The organism is Streptomyces coeruleorubidus (assembly GCF_028885415.1).
In the GTDB taxonomy this organism is placed as follows: domain Bacteria; phylum Actinomycetota; class Actinomycetes; order Streptomycetales; family Streptomycetaceae; genus Streptomyces; species Streptomyces coeruleorubidus_A.
In genome coordinates this window covers 4,156,247-4,171,668 of sequence record NZ_CP118527.1, presented here as the reverse complement: position 1 = coordinate 4,171,668, position 15,422 = coordinate 4,156,247, and the positions used below count along the sequence as shown (strand labels likewise).

The 15,422-nt window shown below is 71.4% G+C and carries 13 protein-coding genes; 7 read left to right on the top strand and 6 right to left on the bottom strand.

Features of this window, described 5'->3' with window-relative positions; genetic code table 11:
* Positions 1–39: 39 nt before the first annotated feature.
* The gene (locus PV963_RS19265) at positions 40–825 is read left to right on the top strand and encodes a dioxygenase family protein (protein WP_274816977.1); all 786 of its coding nucleotides are present in this window, start codon (positions 40–42) and stop codon (positions 823–825) included.
* Positions 826–886: 61 nt separating this feature from the next.
* On the opposite strand, the gene PV963_RS19260 is transcribed toward PV963_RS19265, so the two are convergent.
* On the bottom strand, positions 887–1,408 hold the full coding sequence (locus tag PV963_RS19260; RefSeq protein WP_274816976.1) for a GNAT family N-acetyltransferase: 522 nt from the start codon (positions 1,406–1,408) through the stop codon (positions 887–889).
* A 193-nt stretch (positions 1,409–1,601) separates the two neighbouring features.
* Between PV963_RS19260 and PV963_RS19255 the strand changes: the two genes are divergently transcribed.
* Positions 1,602–2,600 (top strand): sigma-70 family RNA polymerase sigma factor, encoded by a 999-nt coding sequence (locus PV963_RS19255; RefSeq protein WP_274816975.1) that lies wholly within the window; start codon positions 1,602–1,604, stop codon positions 2,598–2,600.
* Positions 2,601–3,051: 451 nt separating this feature from the next.
* On the top strand, positions 3,052–3,735 hold the full coding sequence (locus tag PV963_RS19250) for a TetR/AcrR family transcriptional regulator (RefSeq protein ID WP_425540917.1): 684 nt from the start codon (positions 3,052–3,054) through the stop codon (positions 3,733–3,735).
* Between the two features lie 205 nt (positions 3,736–3,940).
* On the opposite strand, the gene PV963_RS19245 is transcribed toward PV963_RS19250, so the two are convergent.
* On the bottom strand, positions 3,941–4,924 hold the full coding sequence (locus PV963_RS19245) for a helix-turn-helix transcriptional regulator (RefSeq protein ID WP_274816974.1): 984 nt from the start codon (positions 4,922–4,924) through the stop codon (positions 3,941–3,943).
* 62 nt (positions 4,925–4,986) lie between these two features.
* Between PV963_RS19245 and PV963_RS19240 the strand changes: the two genes are divergently transcribed.
* The 4 genes from PV963_RS19240 (at position 4,987) to PV963_RS19225 (ending at position 10,596) form a co-directional block, all read left to right on the top strand.
* Positions 4,987–6,492, top strand: a complete 1,506-nt coding sequence (locus tag PV963_RS19240; RefSeq protein WP_274816973.1) for an MFS transporter — start codon at positions 4,987–4,989, stop codon at positions 6,490–6,492.
* Positions 6,493–6,657: 165 nt separating this feature from the next.
* Positions 6,658–7,419, top strand: a complete 762-nt coding sequence (locus PV963_RS19235) for a DeoR/GlpR family DNA-binding transcription regulator (protein WP_274816972.1) — start codon at positions 6,658–6,660, stop codon at positions 7,417–7,419.
* Positions 7,416–8,363, top strand: coding sequence for a 1-phosphofructokinase (gene pfkB, locus PV963_RS19230; RefSeq protein WP_274816971.1), 948 nt, complete (start codon positions 7,416–7,418; stop codon positions 8,361–8,363). Before PV963_RS19235 ends, pfkB begins: the two co-directional genes overlap by 4 nt.
* Positions 8,364–8,541: 178 nt before the next feature.
* On the top strand, positions 8,542–10,596 hold the full coding sequence (locus PV963_RS19225; RefSeq protein WP_274816970.1) for a PTS fructose transporter subunit IIABC: 2,055 nt from the start codon (positions 8,542–8,544) through the stop codon (positions 10,594–10,596).
* A gap of 283 nt (positions 10,597–10,879) precedes the next feature.
* On the opposite strand, the gene PV963_RS19220 is transcribed toward PV963_RS19225, so the two are convergent.
* From PV963_RS19220 to PV963_RS19205, 4 genes are all read right to left on the bottom strand, one after another.
* Complete coding sequence (locus tag PV963_RS19220) at positions 10,880–11,920, bottom strand: IS630 family transposase (protein ID WP_274816969.1); 1,041 nt, start codon at positions 11,918–11,920, stop codon at positions 10,880–10,882.
* Between the two features lie 115 nt (positions 11,921–12,035).
* Positions 12,036–12,782: a DUF6227 family protein gene (locus PV963_RS19215; protein WP_274816968.1), complete on the bottom strand. Its 747-nt coding sequence runs from the start codon at positions 12,780–12,782 to the stop codon at positions 12,036–12,038.
* 179 nt (positions 12,783–12,961) lie between these two features.
* Entirely contained in the window at positions 12,962–14,179 is a 1,218-nt protein-coding gene (locus tag PV963_RS19210) for a L,D-transpeptidase (protein ID WP_274816967.1), read from the bottom strand.
* Between the two features lie 165 nt (positions 14,180–14,344).
* Complete coding sequence (locus tag PV963_RS19205; protein WP_274816966.1) at positions 14,345–15,385, bottom strand: P1 family peptidase; 1,041 nt, start codon at positions 15,383–15,385, stop codon at positions 14,345–14,347.
* Positions 15,386–15,422: the final 37 nt, after the last annotated feature.

Genomic DNA, 15,422 nt, shown 5'->3' with positions numbered 1-15,422 from the left:
AGTTTTGTCAGGGAACCATGTTTTGGAAGGAGCCGCAGCATGTCCGCCGCCACCCAGGAGCGCATGCCCGCTCTGTACCTGAGCCACGGCGCCCCACCACTGGCGGACGACCCGGTCTGGCCCGGTGAACTGGCCGCCTGGTCGGCCGGCCTGCCGCGCCCCCGGGCGATCCTGATGGTCTCCGCCCACTGGGAGGAGGCCCCGCTCGCCATCGGCGCCACCGAGACCGTCCCGCTCGTCTACGACTTCTGGGGCTTCCCGGAGCACTACTACCGGGTGACCTACGAGGCCCCCGGCGCACCGGAGCTCGCCGAGTCGGTACGGAAGCTGCTGCGCGCCCCCGGCGTGCCCGTCCAGGACGTCCCCGACCGCGGCCTCGACCACGGCGCGTACGTCCCGCTGGTCGAGATGTACCCGGAGGCCGACATCCCGGTCCTGCAGGTCTCCATGCCGACGCTCGACCCGGTCCGGCTCATGGAGATCGGCCGCAGGCTCGCCCCCTTGCGGGACGAGGGCGTGCTCATCGTCGGCTCCGGCTTCTTCACCCACAACCTGGCCGCGCTCCGGCAGGGCGGCATCCCCGCCTGGTCGGCGGAGTTCGATGACTGGGGCCGGCGGGCGCTTCAGGCGCGTGACGTGGACGCCCTGCTCGACTTCACCCGCAAGTCGCCCGCGGGGCGGCTCGCCCACCCGCGCACGGAGCACTTCGCCCCGCTGTTCGTGACCATGGGCGCGGCCGACGCGGCCGGTGAGCTGGACGCGCACAAGTCGGTGATCGACGGCTTCTGGATGGGGCTGGCCAAACGGTCGGTGCAGTTCGGCTGACGTCCGCGCAGTTCGGCTGAGGCCGGTGCTGTTCGGCTGAGGCCGGGCCCTACGCCCGCACCTACGCGAGGTCCTTCTCGTACCAGGCCACGTCCCAGTAGCGGCCGAACTTGCGGCCGACCTCCCCGTAGGTCCCGACGTACCGGAAGCCGAAGCGCTCGTGCAGCCGGGCCGACGCCTCGTTCGGCTGCGCGATGCCCGCGTAGGCGCGGTGCAGGTCCTCGCCGGACAGCGCCTCGAAGAGGGCCTTGTACAGGAGGGTGCCGACGCCGCGGCGGCCGGCGTGCGGGGCGACGTACACCGTCGTCTCCACGGAGGTCGCGTAGGCGGGCTTCGCCCGGAAGGGGCTGGAGGTGGCGTAGCCCAGAGTCTCCTGTGAGTCCCGGTCCGCGGCAACCATCAGGCGGTACGGGCCGTCTTCAGGGTGGGAGAGCAGCCAAGGGCGGCGCTCCTCCGGAGTGAAGATCGCGGTATCGAATGTGATCGCCGTCTCACGTACATAGTGGTTGTAGAGGGCCGTGAGGGCCTCGAGGTCACCCTCGACTCCCGGCCTGACCTGCACCTCTGTAGGTTTTGACGGCATCTCGCCTCCTCGCGTGGCCGGACAGGGTACTGCATGATCAGAAAAATCGTGGGGTGGGTTGGGAATTCTGTCCTGATTCCAGTCGTTGTTTCCATCGGATGCAGGGCACCCGAGGAGAGTCCGGACAGTCCCGGAGACGGAGTCCAGCGTCCGAAGGACCACCCGCTGACCTCACCATCGCAAGGGAGCACGCATGGCAACCCGTGCCGTCGCCCGTCGTCAGTCCGCCACCGGCGAGACGGCCGATGCGGCAAGCAGTGTTCGCGCCCATGGCGGCGAGATCGCCGATCGCGACCTGGTCGGCATGTACCTCGACGAGATCGCGCGTACACCGCTGCTCGACGCCGCCAAGGAAGTCGAGCTGTCCCAGGTCATCGAAGCGGGTGTGTTCGCGCGACAGGTCCTCGACGGGTGCGAGGAGACCAAGGCCGACGCCACCCGTGAGGAGCTCGAAGCCCTGGTCGCCGACGCGGAGCGGGCCAAGGACGTCTTCATCCGCTCCAACCTGCGCCTGGTCGTCGCCGTGGCCCGCCGCTACCCCCGCAGCGGTCTGCCACTGCTGGACCTGATCCAGGAGGGCAACGCCGGCCTGGTGCGCGCGGTCGAGAAGTTCGACTACCGCAAGGGCTTCAAGTTCTCCACGTACGCGACGTGGTGGATCCGCCAGGCCATCACCCGCTCCATAGCCGACCAGTCCCGTACGATCCGCCTGCCCGTCCACCTCGTGGAGGAGCTTGGCCGGATCCGGCGGGTGCAGCGCGAGTTCAACCGCGAGCACGGGCGGGACCCGGAGCCCGCGGAGATCGCCGCCGAGCTCGGCTCGACGCCGGAGCGCGTCATCGACGTGCTCGACTGGGCCCGCGACCCGGTCTCGCTGAACATGTCGGTGGACGACGAGGGCGAGACCCAGTTCGGCGACCTCCTGGAGGACACCTCGGCGGTGTCGCCCGAGCAGTCGGTGCTCACGCTGCTGCGCAGTGAGGAGCTCGACGACCTCATCGGCCGCCTCGACCAGCGCACGGCCTCGATCATCAAGATGCGCTACGGCATCGAGGACGGCCGGGAGCGCACGCTGACCGAGGTCGGCAAGGAGCACGGCCTGACCCGCGAGCGCATCCGGCAGATCGAGAAGCACGCGCTGCTGGAGCTGAAGAAGCTGGCGCGCAGCACCGGGTTCGACGCGGCGGCGTGACGCCGCCTGTCCGCCGGTGGGCGTCCGGGCGTACGACTCGTCCCCGCGGCCTGGGCGTCGTCCCACGGCCTGTGGACGACGGAGAGTGTGCGCCCGGGGGTCGCCGCGTACGCCGGGTGGCGAAAGACCGCGCAAACATGGCGATGTAACGCCGCTTCAACCCGCGGGGCACCGGGAACAAGACTTCCGGGCCCACCAGTTCGGGCCCGGGGCCACGCTCTTGGCCCTCAGAGCCAAGTCCCGTCGCACTCCCCCCGGCGCCGGGACTTTCCCAAGGCCGGGCTTCGGCGTCCCTCCCCCCGGACGCCGGGGCCCGGCTCTCTGCGTGACCGGGGAAACGGAAGGCGGGGAAATGAAGACCGGGGAAATAGAGGGCGGGCCACCCCGTACCTGAACCACGGGGTGGCCCGCCAGATGGCAGATTGTGTCACATGGGCATAGCCTGCCGAGCGTGAGCAGCACCACCCCGCCCCCTCCTCAGGCCTCGCTGACAGAGCGGCGCAAGGCCGAGACGCGTATGGAGATCGCCCGGGCCGCGGCCGGCCTCTTCGTACGGCACGGCCTGCGCGCCACCCGCGCGGAGGACATCGCCCAGGCCGCCGGCATCGCCCCGCGGACCTTCTACCGGTACTTCGCCACCAAGGAGGAGGCCGTCGCCCCGCTCTACGCGGCCGGCGCCCAGCGCTGGGTGGAGGCGGTACGCGCGGCTCCCGCCGACGCGAGCGTGCTCCGGGCCCTGGAGCACGGAGTGCGCCACACCCTCACCCCGGACGCCGGCGTCTCGGCGTCCTCCTGGGAGTGGGTCCGCACACTCCTGCGCCTCGCCCAGGCGAACCCGTCCCTGCGCAGGGTGTGGGCGGAGGTCTGCCAGGCGTCGGAACGGACGCTCGCGGAGGTGCTGGCGGCCCGGGGGACCAGGACGGGGGCTCCGGAGGGTGACGACAACGTTGCCGCCCTCCCCGGGCCGCGCTTCGCCGCCGCCGTCGCGAGCGCCGCCGTACGAACGGCCCTGGAGGGCTGGGCGGAGGGGGACGGGCCGGTGGAGGGTGCCGGAAGCCCGGCGGAGCCGGCGTTGCGGAACTTGAGGGCGTTGCGGGACTTTCCGTGGGAGGGCGTGGCGGGGCGGCGCGGTTGAGCGGGGCCGCCGGGCGGCGCCGATCGGCTTGGCGCGGGATGGCTGGGGCTGTGCGGTGGGCGGCGCGGGTGGGTGCGGATGCTTGGGGCTGCGAGGTGGGCGGCGCGGGTGGGCGCGGATGCCGGGTGGCGGCGCCGATCGGCTCGGCATCGGGCGGCTCGGCGCGGGACGGCCCGGGCTGCGTGGCGGGGCGGTGCGGGTGAGCTCAGACCACCCCGGCATCCCCACCCTCGGCCGCCCTGCTCAGCCGCGCCCCCAACTCCCGTACCGCCCGGACGAGTTCCTCCGGCTCGCGGACCACGAAGTCGCACTCCAGCATCGCCAGCCGGAGCGCCACCCACTGCACGGCGTCCCCGACGGACCCGCGCAGCCGGCAGCTGTCGTCGTCCAACGGCTCGGGCGTGCCGAGCCACTTCGGCAGCCGGGTGGCGACGAACTCGGCCGGCGCGGCGAACGTGACCTCGAAGTCGTACGACTCCTGGTGCCGTTGCATCGACTGCCGCAGGTACTCCGCCGCGTTCCCCGTCGGCAGCTCGCGCGGCACGAACCGCGCCCCGGTGGCGAACGGTTCGCTCATCCGGTCGACGCGGAACGTCCGCCAGTCGTCCCGGTCGATGTCGTACGCCACCAGGTACCAGCGGCGGCCCGTCGACACCAGCCGGTACGGCTCCGTCAGCCGCCGCGACTCGGTGCCGTCCGCCGCCCGGTAGGCGAACCGCAGCCGCTCGTGCCCGGCCACCGAGGAGGCCATGACGGTCAGTGTCTCGGGCGCGATGCTCGGCCCGTCGCCGCTGGTCAGTGGTGTGGTCGCGGCCTGGAGCGTGGTCACGCGGTGGCGCAGCCGGCCCGGCAGCACCTGCTCCAGCTTGGCCAGCGCCCGCACCGACGCCTCGTCCAGCCCCTCCACCGCGTGCCCCGCCCCGGCCCGCAGCCCGACCGCGATGGCCACGGCCTCCTCGTCGTCGAGCACGAGCGGCGGCATGGCCTTGCCGGCGACCAGCCGGTAGCCGCCGTCGGCGCCCTTGGACGCCTGCACGGGATAGCCCAGCTCGCGCAGCCGGTCGACGTCCCGCCGGACCGTGCGGCGGGAGACCCCGAGCCGGTCGGCGAGCTCGCCGCCGGGCCATTCGCGGGGCGTCTGGAGTAGGGAGAGGAGCGTCAGCAGCCTGGCCGGTGTGTCCGTCGTCATACCGACGAGGATGCCGCACCAATAGGACAACATCTGACCTAGTGGCTCCCTACCTTCCGGGCATGACCTCCACCGAGACCCCTCTCAGCACCGCGGGCGGGACCGACCGCCGCCGCTGGTTCGCCCTCGCGATCGTGATGACCGCGGCCTTCATGGACCTCGTCGACGTGACGATCGTCAACATCGCCATACCGTCGATCCAGCGGGAGGCGGGTGCGTCCTTCGGCCAGATCCAGTGGATCACCGCCGGCTACGCCCTCGCCTTCGCCGCCGGGCTGATCACCGGCGGACGGCTCGGCGACATCCACGGCCGCAAGCGGATCTTCCTCGTCGGCATCGGTGGCTTCACGGTCGCCTCCGCGCTGTGCGGCCTCGCGGTGAACCCGGAGATGCTGGTCGCCTCGCGGTTCCTCCAGGGCGCGATGGCGGCGCTGATGGTGCCGCAGGTCCTGTCGATCGTGCACGCGACCTTCCCGGCGCACGAGCGGGGCAAGGTGTTCGGGCTGTTCGGCGCGGTCGTCGGTCTCGGCGCCGTGTCCGGTCCGCTGCTCGGCGCGCTGCTGACCGAGTGGAACCTGTTCGGGTGGGAGTGGCGCTCGATCTTCCTGATCAACCTGCCCGTGGGCGTCGCGGGCCTGATCCTCGGCAGCCGCTTCATCACCGAGTCCAGGGCGCCGCGGGCACTGAAGCTGGACCTGGTGGGCGTCGCCCTCGTGACCCTGGGCCTGCTGATGCTGCTCTACCCGCTCATCCGCGGCCGCGAGCTGGGCTGGCCGCTGTGGGGATACGTCTCGATGGCCGGCGCGCTCGTCGTCCTCGCGGCGCTGGTGGCGTATGAGCGGCGCAAGAGCGCACGGGACGGCTCCCCGCTGGTCGAGCTGTCGCCGTTCAAGGTCAAGAGCTTCGCGGCCGGGATCGCCGTACAGACCGTCTTCGGGGTCGCGCTCGGCGTCTTCTTCCTGGTGTGGACGCTGTACATGCAGTTCGGGCTGGGCTGGAGCCCGCTGAAGGCCGGGCTGACGGGGGTGCCGTTCTCGATCGCCGTGTCCGTGGCCGCCGGGATGTCGGTGCAGCAGTTGGTCCCGCGCTTCGGGCGCAAGGTGCTCCAGGCGGGCGCGCTGGTGATGGCGGCCGGGGTGCTGCTCTACCTCTGGGAGTCCGGGCACTACGGCCTCGGCATCGCGCCCTGGCAGATGGCGCTGCCGCTGGTCGTGATGGGCGTGGGCATGGGCCTGATCGTCGCTCCGCTGACCGACGCGATCCTCTCCGAGGTGCCGCGCGAGCACTCCGGCTCGGCCTCCGGCCTGCTCAACACCGTGCAGCAGATGGGCAACGCGCTGGGGCTGGGCCTGGTGTCGGTCGTCTTCTTCGGCACCATGAGCGACCATCTGCGCCCTGACCAGGTGGGCCCGGCCTTCGTGGACGCCTTCCGGAACTCGCTGGGCTGGGTGGCCGCGGTGATGGGTGTGATCTTCCTGCTGATGTTCGCCCTGCCGAAGCGGCCGGCGCAGCATGTCGAGGGGGAGCGGGCGGTGACGGAGCCGAAGGAACCGGCGCTGGTCTCCTGACCATCGTCCGGCGATCGTGACAGGACGGGCTCGGCACATGAGTGCCGAGCCCGTCGCTGTTTCCGATCATGCCCGATTGGGTCCGAACCTGTTTACTTTGCGGAAATCTCGGCGTAGCCTCCCGCTGAAACCACACGTTCGGGCACGACGCGGAGGCGAACAGACATGTACGCACCGGAGCGGCAGCAGGAGATCCTCCGGCTCGCCCGTGACGGCGGCCGAGTGGATGTCGTGTCGCTGGCCGAGGAATTCCAGGTGACGGCGGAGACGATCCGCCGGGACCTGAAGGCCCTCGACCGTGCCGGACTGGTCCGCCGGGTGCACGGCGGCGCCATCCCGGCCGGGCGGCTCGACTTCGAGCCGGACCTCGCCGAGCGCGAGACGACGGCCCCCGACGAGAAGGACCGCATCGCCAAGGCGGCCCTCGCGGAGCTGCCGAGCGAGGGGACGATGATCCTCGACGCAGGCACGACGGTGGCCAAAATGGCCGCCGCCCTCCCGCTGGAGGCCGCCCTCACCGTCGTCACGCACAGCCTGCCCATCGCGGCCCGCCTCGCCGACCACCCCGGCATCCAGCTCCACCTCATCGGGGGGCGCGTACGGCACCGTACGCGCGCCGCCGTGGACGCCTGGGCGCTGCGCGCGTACGGCGAGATCCGCGCTGATGTGCTGTTCGTGGCCGCCAACGGCTTCTCCGCCGAACACGGCCTGACCACCCCCGACCTCGCCGAGGCCGCCGTCAAGCGCGCGGCCCTGGCCGCCGCCCGCCGCGTGGTGCTGCTCGCCGACTCCTCCAAGCACGGCCAGGAGCACTTCGCCCGCTTCGGCGACCTGAGCGATGTGGACCTGCTGATCACCGACAGCGGGCTGAGCCCCGAAGACACCGTCGCCATCGAGCGCGGCGGCACGGAAGTAGTGCGCGCATGATCCTCACCGTGACCCCCAACCCGTCCCTGGACCGCACCTACGAGGTGCCGTCCCTCGACCGCGGCGAGGTCATCCGCGCCACCGGCGAGCGGATGGACCCGGGCGGCAAGGGCGTGAACGTCTCGCGCGCGGTCGCGGCGGCCGGTCGGCGCACGGTGGCGGTCCTGCCCCTGGGCGGCGCGCCGGGCGCACTCGTCGCCGACCTGCTCGACGCACAGGGCATCGAGGTCGCGCCGGTCCCGGTCGCCGGGGCCACCCGCTCCAACATCGCCCTCGCCGAGGCCGACGGCGTCCTGACGAAGATCAACGCGCCGGGCCCCGAACTGTCCGAGGCCGAGCGGGAACTGCTCCTGGAGACCGTACGGCAGCAGTCCCGCGACGCCGCCTGGATCGCCTGCTGCGGCAGCCTCCCGCGCGGCCTCGCCCCCTCCTGGTACGCCGAGTTGGTCGCCCGCACGCACGCCGCCGGTGCCCGAATCGCCCTGGACACCTCCGGGCCCGCGCTGCTCGCGGCCCTGCGCGAGCGGCCCGACGTGGTCAAGCCCAACGCCGAGGAGCTCGCGGAGGCCGTCGGCCGCCCCCTCGCCACCGTCGGCGACGCCGTGAAGGCGGCCGAGGAACTGCGCGAGATGGGAGCCCGGGCCGTGCTCGCGAGCCTCGGCGCCGACGGGCAGCTGCTGGTGTCCGACGAGGGCGCCTGGTTCGGCGGCGCCCGCGTGGGCGCGGTACGCAGCAATGTGGGCGCCGGTGACTCCTCCCTCGCCGGTTTCCTGATCGCCGGCGGCAGCGGCCCCGAGGCCCTCGCCTCCGCGGTCGCCCACGGCGCGGCGGCCGTCCAGCTGCCCGGCAGTGTCATGCCCAAGCCCGGCGACCTGGACCGGGCCGCGGTGACGGTCACGGCGGACATCCCGGCGGACCGTGCGCTGAAGGAGCCGGTGTCATGACGTACGTCGAACCAGCCGGTGCCATGACGTGCGCCGAGCTGCGCGCAGCGGCCCGTGACCGGCCAGGCGCCCCGTTAACCGAGGCCCGTAAGCCCGCTCTCGTCACCCCCCACCGCATCCCCGTCCCCTCCCCCGCCCATCCGACTGACCGGGCGATACGCGTGCTAAGGAGCCCGCGATGAGCGACATGATCACCGCGGACCTGGTCGATCTCGACCTGTCCGCAGACACCAAGGAAGCGGCGGCGCGTGCCCTCGCCGAGCGCATGGTGGCCCTGGGCCGGGTGACCGACCTGGACGGCTTCCTCGCCGACGTGGCCGCCCGCGAGGCCCAGATGCCGACCGGCCTCGACGGCGGCATCGGCATCCCGCACTGCCGCAGCGAGCACGTCACCGAGCCGACGCTCGCCTTCGGGCGCAGCGCCGACGGCATCGACTTCGGCGCGGCGGACGGCCCCGCCGACCTGATCTTCCTGATCGCCGCACCGGCCGGCGCCGACGACGCCCACCTGACGATCCTGTCGTCGCTGGCCCGGCAGCTGATGAACACGGAGTTCACCGACGCCCTGCGCGCGGTGGGCGACGCGGCGGCCGCGGCGGCGCTGATCCGCGGCGACGAGCCCGGCGAGCCCGCCGAGGCAGGCTCCGAAGACCCCGTGGCGTCGGCGGGAGCGGCCTCTCCCGCCGCCGCCACGGTCACCGACGGCGACAGCGGCGACACCGCTGCGGGCGAGGATCGCCCGTTCCGTATCGTCGCCGTCACCTCCTGCCCCACCGGCATCGCCCACACCTACATGGCGGCCGAGTCGCTGGAGAACGCCGGCCGCGAGGCGGGCGTCGAGGTCACCGTCGAGCCCCAGGGTTCGGCCGGCTTCACCCGGCTCGCCCCGGAGGTCATCGCGGCGGCGGACGCCGTGATCTTCGCCCACGACGTGCCCGTACGGGAGAAGGAGCGGTTCGCCGGCAAGCCGACCGTCGACGTCGGTGTGAAGGCGGGCATCAACCGCCCCGCGGAACTCATCGCCGAGGTCCGGGAGAAGGCCGCCCGCGGCGAGATCACCTCCGGATCCGCCCCGGCCACCCCCGTGGAGCGCTCCGGCGAATCCGGCGAGGGCTACGGCACCAAGCTGCGCAAGTGGCTGATGTCCGGCGTCAGTTACATGGTGCCGTTCGTCGCGGCGGGCGGTCTGCTGATCGCCCTCGGCTTCGCGATCGGCGGCTACAAGGTCGACAAGGCCCCGTCGGTGATGGACCACTTCATGTGGTTGCAGGCCGACAGCTGGGCGGCCCTGCTCTTCCAGATCGGCGGCGTCGCCTTCGGCTTCCTCGTCCCGGTCCTGGCGGGCTACATCGCCTACGGCATGGCGGACCGGCCCGGTATCGTCCCCGGATTCGTCGGCGGCATGATCGCGTTCAACATCAACGCGGGCTTCCTCGGCGGTCTCGCGGCCGGTCTGATCGCCGGTGGCGTGGTGATGGCGATCCAGAAGGTGAACATCCCGGCGGCGCTGCGCGGCATCATGCCCGTGGTGGTGATCCCGCTGATCTCCTCGGCGATCGTCGGGTTCCTGATGTTCGTCGTCATCGGCAAGCCCATCGCCGAGGCCCAGAAGGGCATGACCGACTGGCTGAACGGCCTGTCCGGCAGCAACGCCATCCTGCTCGGCGCCCTCCTCGGCCTGATGATGTGCTTCGACCTCGGCGGCCCCGTCAACAAGGTCGCCTACACCTTCGCCACCGCCGGTATCGCGGTGTCCAGCCCCAGCGACTCCGCGATGAAGATCATGGCGGCGGTCATGGCGGCCGGCATGGTGCCGCCGCTGGCGATGGCCCTGGCCACGACCGTGCGCGGCAAGCTGTTCACGCAGACCGAGCGCGAGAACGGCAAGGCCGCCTGGGTGCTCGGCGCCTCCTTCATCTCCGAGGGCGCGATCCCGTTCGCCGCGGCCGACCCGCTGCGCGTCATCCCGGCCTCCATGGCGGGCGGCGCGATCACCGGCGCCCTGTCGATGGCCTTCGGCGCCACTCTGCGCGCCCCGCACGGCGGTATCTTCGTGGTCCCGCTGATCGGCAGCCCGCTGCTCTACCTGGTCGCCATCGCCGTGGGCGTCTGCGTCACCACGGCCCTGGTGGTCGTCCTCAAGGGCCTGCGCAAGCCGGCCCCGGGCGCCACCACGGCACCCGGCGAGGGCACCGCCACGGCGGCGGAGAAGAGGCAGCCGGTGGCCGCGTAAGCCGGCTGACATTCGCCCCCTTTCAGGGTGTGTGAGCCGTTCATGCCACCTGCGAGATAGATCACGAAAATCACGGCCCGGGACCGAAGTCCCGGGCCGTGGTGTCTACTGGGGCGCATGCCTGAGCACGTCTCCCGGTGGCCCGAAGGCCACTCCCTCCCCGCTCTTCCGCAACAGCGCCGGACAGGTCCCCGGTCGGAGTCCGTGGAACTGACCTCGGAGGAGAGAGACGCCTTCGCCGAGCTGGTGCGCCGACTCGGTGACAGGAACTAGTGCCGCCGCACTAGTGTCCTGCGCCGGAGATCCGTCGGCAGAAGCGGGCGAGGGAGTCGAGGATCTCTTCGGCTGTCTTGGTCCAGATGAAGGGCTTGGGGTCTACGTTCCAGTTCTTGACCCATGCGCGGATGTCAGCTTCGAGGGCCTGCACGTTCTTGTGTGCGCCGCGGCGGATCTTCTGGTCGGCGAGGAAACCGAACCACCGCTCGACCTGGTTGATCCAGGAGGAACCGGTCGGGGTGAAGTGCATGTGGAAGCGAGGGTGTTTGGCGAGCCACGTCTTGACCGCCGGGGTCTTGTGGGTGCCGTAGTTGTCGCAGATCAAGTGGATCTGCAGATGCGCCGGAACCTCCTTGTCGATCCTGACCAGGAACTTCTTGAACTCCACTGCCCGGTGCCGGCGGTGCAGGGCGCTGATGACCTCGCCGGTGGCGACATCGAACGCGGCGAACAAGGTGGTCAGGCCGTTGCGCACGTAGTCGTGAGTGCGCCGTTCGGGCATGCCCGGCATTATCGGCAGCACCGGCTGGGACCGGTCCAGGGCCTGGATCTGCGACTTCTCATCCACACACAGCACAACCGCGCCCTCGGGCGGGTTGAAGTAGAGGCCGACGACGTCGTAGACCTTCTCCACGAACAGCGGGTCCGTCGACAGCTTGAACGTGTCCGCCAGATGCGGCTTGAGCTGGAACTTCCGCCAGATCCGGCCCACGGTCGACTTCGACAGGCCGCTGCGGTCCGCCATCGACCTGCGCGACCAGTGCGTGGCGTTCTTCGGGAGTTGTTCCAGCGTGGTGACCACGACGGCTTCCACCTGGTCGACGCTGATGGTGGGCGGTCGGCCCGGCCGGGGCTCGTCCACCAGCCCGTCCAGCCGGTGGGCGAGGAATCGCCGCCGCCACTTGCGGACTGTGTCCGCGGTGACCCGCAGGTCCCGAGCAACCGCCACGATCGGCGGCACCTCCGGCCCCGCGCACGCCAGCACAATCCGCGCGCGCAGAGCCAGGGCCTGGGCAGACGTGGCCCGACGCGTCCACCGCTCCAACATCGCCCGCTCCTCAGCGGACAGCAGCAACGGTTCCAGCTTCGGACCCCGACGAGGAACTGACGCACCAGCAGCAGAAGTCACGCAACAACTAACGATCAACTACTGGCGCAGGACACTAGGACAGCCGCGCCGCCCGCCGCTCCATCGCCTCGCGCGCCGCGTCCTCGCTGGCGTACACCTCGCACATGTGCCGACCGTCCGGCGTCGCCGTGTGCTCCACCTCCCAGAGGGAGACCTCCGCGCCGTCGCGCAGCAGGAACGCGTGCTCGTAGAGCGAGTAGCCCAGCCCCGCCCGGCCCGCGCGGCAGGGGCGGCCGAAGGCCTGGGTGATCTGGTGACCGGACGCCGTGGCCAGCAGGGCTGCCGTGTCGTCGCCCGGCCGGTCCGCGTTCTCCGCGCGGCGCAGTAAACGCCGTGCGTGGTCCGCCGAGTCGTCCCCGGCGTAGGCGTGCCGGGGCGCGGGGACCGGGGACAGCTGCACCGTCACCGGCAGCTCGAAGTCGGGCGTGTCCGGCGGCAGCGGCAGACGCGTGGTGGCGGCGCGCAGCTCCTCCTCGTCGACGTACACCTCGTGCTGCGGCTCGCTGCCCGGAGCGGTGTTGTGGACGAGCTCCCAGAGCGTGAGCGCCGAACCGTCGGCGAGCAGCCACGTGTGCCGGTACGTCTCCCGGTGCAGGCCCGCGCTGTGGTGCGCGGAGTGCAGCGAACTGTCGTGCGCCAGCGCGCAGTCCAGCCGCCTTATCGTCTCGTCCGGCAGCTCGAAGGAGTTCAGGGCGCGGCCGAGGAGTCGCGCGAGGTGCTCCTCCGGAGACTCGGGCGAGTCGTGGGGTTCGTACGCTGCCGTCTCGTACGGAACGCTCAAGGTTTCTCCCGGCGTTGCTGCATGTCACCTTGTGGGTGCATACGGTAGCCCCTCGGTCGGACATCATGTCCGGGAACCGAGAAAACGTACGTCCAGGAAAACGCACGGGCCGCGCGAAAAGTTCCCGCGCGGCCCGGTCGGTCCGTCAAAAACCCCAGTTAGGGAAGTCGTTCATCCGCTTACGCGGCGCTGCCCGCGATCCACTGGCTCCACGCCATGTTCCAGCCGTTGAGCCCGTTGTCCGGCGCCACCGTCTTGTCGGGGGAGTTCTTGACGACCACCACGTCCCCGATGAGCGAGTTGTCGTAGAACCACTTGGCGGGCGTGCTGCCCCCGGCGCCCTGGACGTCCGCGAGGCCGACGCAGCCGTGGCTGGTGCCCTGGCGACCGAAGGGCGGATTGCCCTTGTTGTACCAGTAGTTGCCGTGGATGAACGTGCCCGACGTCGTCAGGCGCATCGCGTGCGGCACGTCCGGGATGTCGTACTCACCGCCGAGTCCGACCGTCCGGCTGTTCATCCGGGTCTGCACGAACTTCTCGGAGATCACCATCTGCCCGTTGTACGTGGTGTGTTCCGGGCTGCCCGCCGAGATCGGGATCGTCTTGACTGTCTTGCCGTCCCGCACGACCGTCATGGTCTGCGTGTTGACGTCGACCGTGGAGACCTGCGAGCGCCCGACGGTGAAGGTGACCGTCTTCTTCTGCACGCCGAAGACGCCGTTCGTGCCCTCGACCCCGTCAAGGTCGATCTTCATCGTGACCTTGGAACCGGCCTTCCAGTACTCCTCGGGCCTGAAGTCGAGCCGCTGCGAGCCGAACCAGTGCCCGACCACCTTCTGCCCGCTGCTGGACGTGACCGTGATGTGCGACTGCACGTCCTTGCGGTTCGTGATGGCCTTGTCGAAGTTGAACGACACGGGCATGCCCACACCGACCGTGGTGCCGTTGTCCGGCGTGTACGTGCCGATGAAGCTGTTCGCCGAGGTGACCGTCGTGAAGATGGAGTTCGCCGCGGCCGTACGGCCCTTCGTGTCCTTCGCGGTCGCCGATATCTGGTACTTCGTGCCGCGCTCCAGCTGCTCCTTCGGCTTCCAGGCCTTGCCGTCGGAGGAGATCGAGCCCGGTACGGCCTGACCGCTGCCCGCCACCGTCATCTTCACGTCGGTCAGCTTCCCGTCGCTGACCTTGACGCCGGTCGAGTTGATGGAGGCGTCGGTCGAGCCGTCCTTCGCCGAGATGGCGATCTTCGCGACGGACGTCTTCGCCGAGTCGGCGCCATCCTTGGCGTCGTCCTTGGCGTTGGCGCTGCCACCGCAGGCGGTGAGCGTCAGGGCGCCGACCATCAGGGCGGCACATGCCCCCAGTTTGCGCCGCGCTGCAATGTCCGGCGTTGTCACGGGCTGCTCCCAGTTCAAGTGATGTGCGTGGTCCGCTCCAGTACGTGAGGGAAGAGGGGCCGGGCGGGTGGTCGGGTTCCGTCCGTGCGCGCTGAACGCCGTCACGTGACAGAACCGCGACAAAGTCCGCTCCCGCTGTGGGGTCGCTGTGCGCCGCAGGCCTGTTCAGCGGCCCGCGTACAACTCCCCGTACGACGGCCACGCCCCGCCCGGACCGTCGACCGGCTGCGCGGCGCGCACGGCCCGCACGATCGCCCGGGTCACGACGTCCGCGCCCGCGGCGAGGATCTCGTTGAGCGCGAGCGGGTTCGCGGCGTCCAGGGCGCGGTCTCCGGTCGCCAGCGCGAACACCGTGTCCCCGTCGTTGAGGAGGTGCACCGGCCGCACCGCGCGGGCGATGCCGTCGTGTGCCGTACCGGCCAGCTTCTGCGCCTGCGCCTTCGACAGGTCCGCGTCCGTGGCGACCACCGCGAGCGTGGTGTTGAGCGGGGGAGGCGCGCTCCGCGCGGCCGTCTCGGCGAGGCGCCGCTGCGCGGCCTCGTGCACTCGCGCCTCCGGATACTCCACCCGCCCCTGGAACAACTCCCCGTACAGCACCCCCGTCTCCGGATCCAGCACCGACCCCGCCGCGTTGGCCACCACCAGCGCGGCCACCGTGACCCCCGAGCCGAGCACGGTGCTCGCGCCGCCGACGCCGCCCTTCACCACCCCGACCACCGCCCCCGTGCCGGCGCCCACACATCCCTCGGGCACCGGTGCGCCGAGCCCGCTCGCCGCGGCCGCCTCCACCGCCGCACGGCCGGTGGCCGCGTCCGGCCGGGCCCGGAAGTCGCCGCCCCGCCCCAGATCGAAGACGCAGGCGGCGGGCACCACCGGCACGACATGCGCCGGGTCCACCCCGACACGGATACCGCGCCCCCGTTCCTCCAGCCAGGCCATCACCCCCGAAGCCGCGTCGAGCCCGTACGCGCTGCCGCCGGTCAGCACGATCGCCTCGACCTTCCGCACCACGTTGCGCGGGTCGAGCGCGTCCGTCTCCTTGGTGCCGGGACCACCGCCCCGCACGTCCACGGCGGCCACCGCCCCGCCCTCCGGGGCCAGCACCACCGTGGTGCCGGTGAGCCAGCCGTCGCCGGCGCGTGTCGCGTGCCCCACGCGCAGGCCGGAGACATCCGTCAGAGCGTCCACCAGAGCGTCAACTGTCATGGCGCCCAGTCTCGTCCAGACGCCGGCCCCGTGGGCG

Excerpts from the sequence above, each read along its gene's own strand:
- PV963_RS19265 (WP_274816977.1), top strand. The coding sequence starts at position 40 with ATGTCCGCCGCCACCCAGGAGCGCATGCCCGCTCTGTACCTGAGCCAC.
- PV963_RS19260 (WP_274816976.1), bottom strand. The coding sequence starts at position 1,408 with ATGCCGTCAAAACCTACAGAGGTGCAGGTCAGGCCGGGAGTCGAGGGT.
- PV963_RS19255 (WP_274816975.1), top strand. The coding sequence starts at position 1,602 with ATGGCAACCCGTGCCGTCGCCCGTCGTCAGTCCGCCACCGGCGAGACG.
- PV963_RS19245 (WP_274816974.1), bottom strand. The coding sequence starts at position 4,924 with ATGACGACGGACACACCGGCCAGGCTGCTGACGCTCCTCTCCCTACTC.
- PV963_RS19240 (WP_274816973.1), top strand. The coding sequence starts at position 4,987 with ATGACCTCCACCGAGACCCCTCTCAGCACCGCGGGCGGGACCGACCGC.
- PV963_RS19235 (WP_274816972.1), top strand. The coding sequence starts at position 6,658 with ATGTACGCACCGGAGCGGCAGCAGGAGATCCTCCGGCTCGCCCGTGAC.
- pfkB (WP_274816971.1), top strand. The coding sequence starts at position 7,416 with ATGATCCTCACCGTGACCCCCAACCCGTCCCTGGACCGCACCTACGAG.
- PV963_RS19225 (WP_274816970.1), top strand. The coding sequence starts at position 8,542 with ATGAGCGACATGATCACCGCGGACCTGGTCGATCTCGACCTGTCCGCA.
- PV963_RS19220 (WP_274816969.1), bottom strand. The coding sequence starts at position 11,920 with ATGTTGGAGCGGTGGACGCGTCGGGCCACGTCTGCCCAGGCCCTGGCT.
- PV963_RS19205 (WP_274816966.1), bottom strand. The coding sequence starts at position 15,385 with ATGACAGTTGACGCTCTGGTGGACGCTCTGACGGATGTCTCCGGCCTG.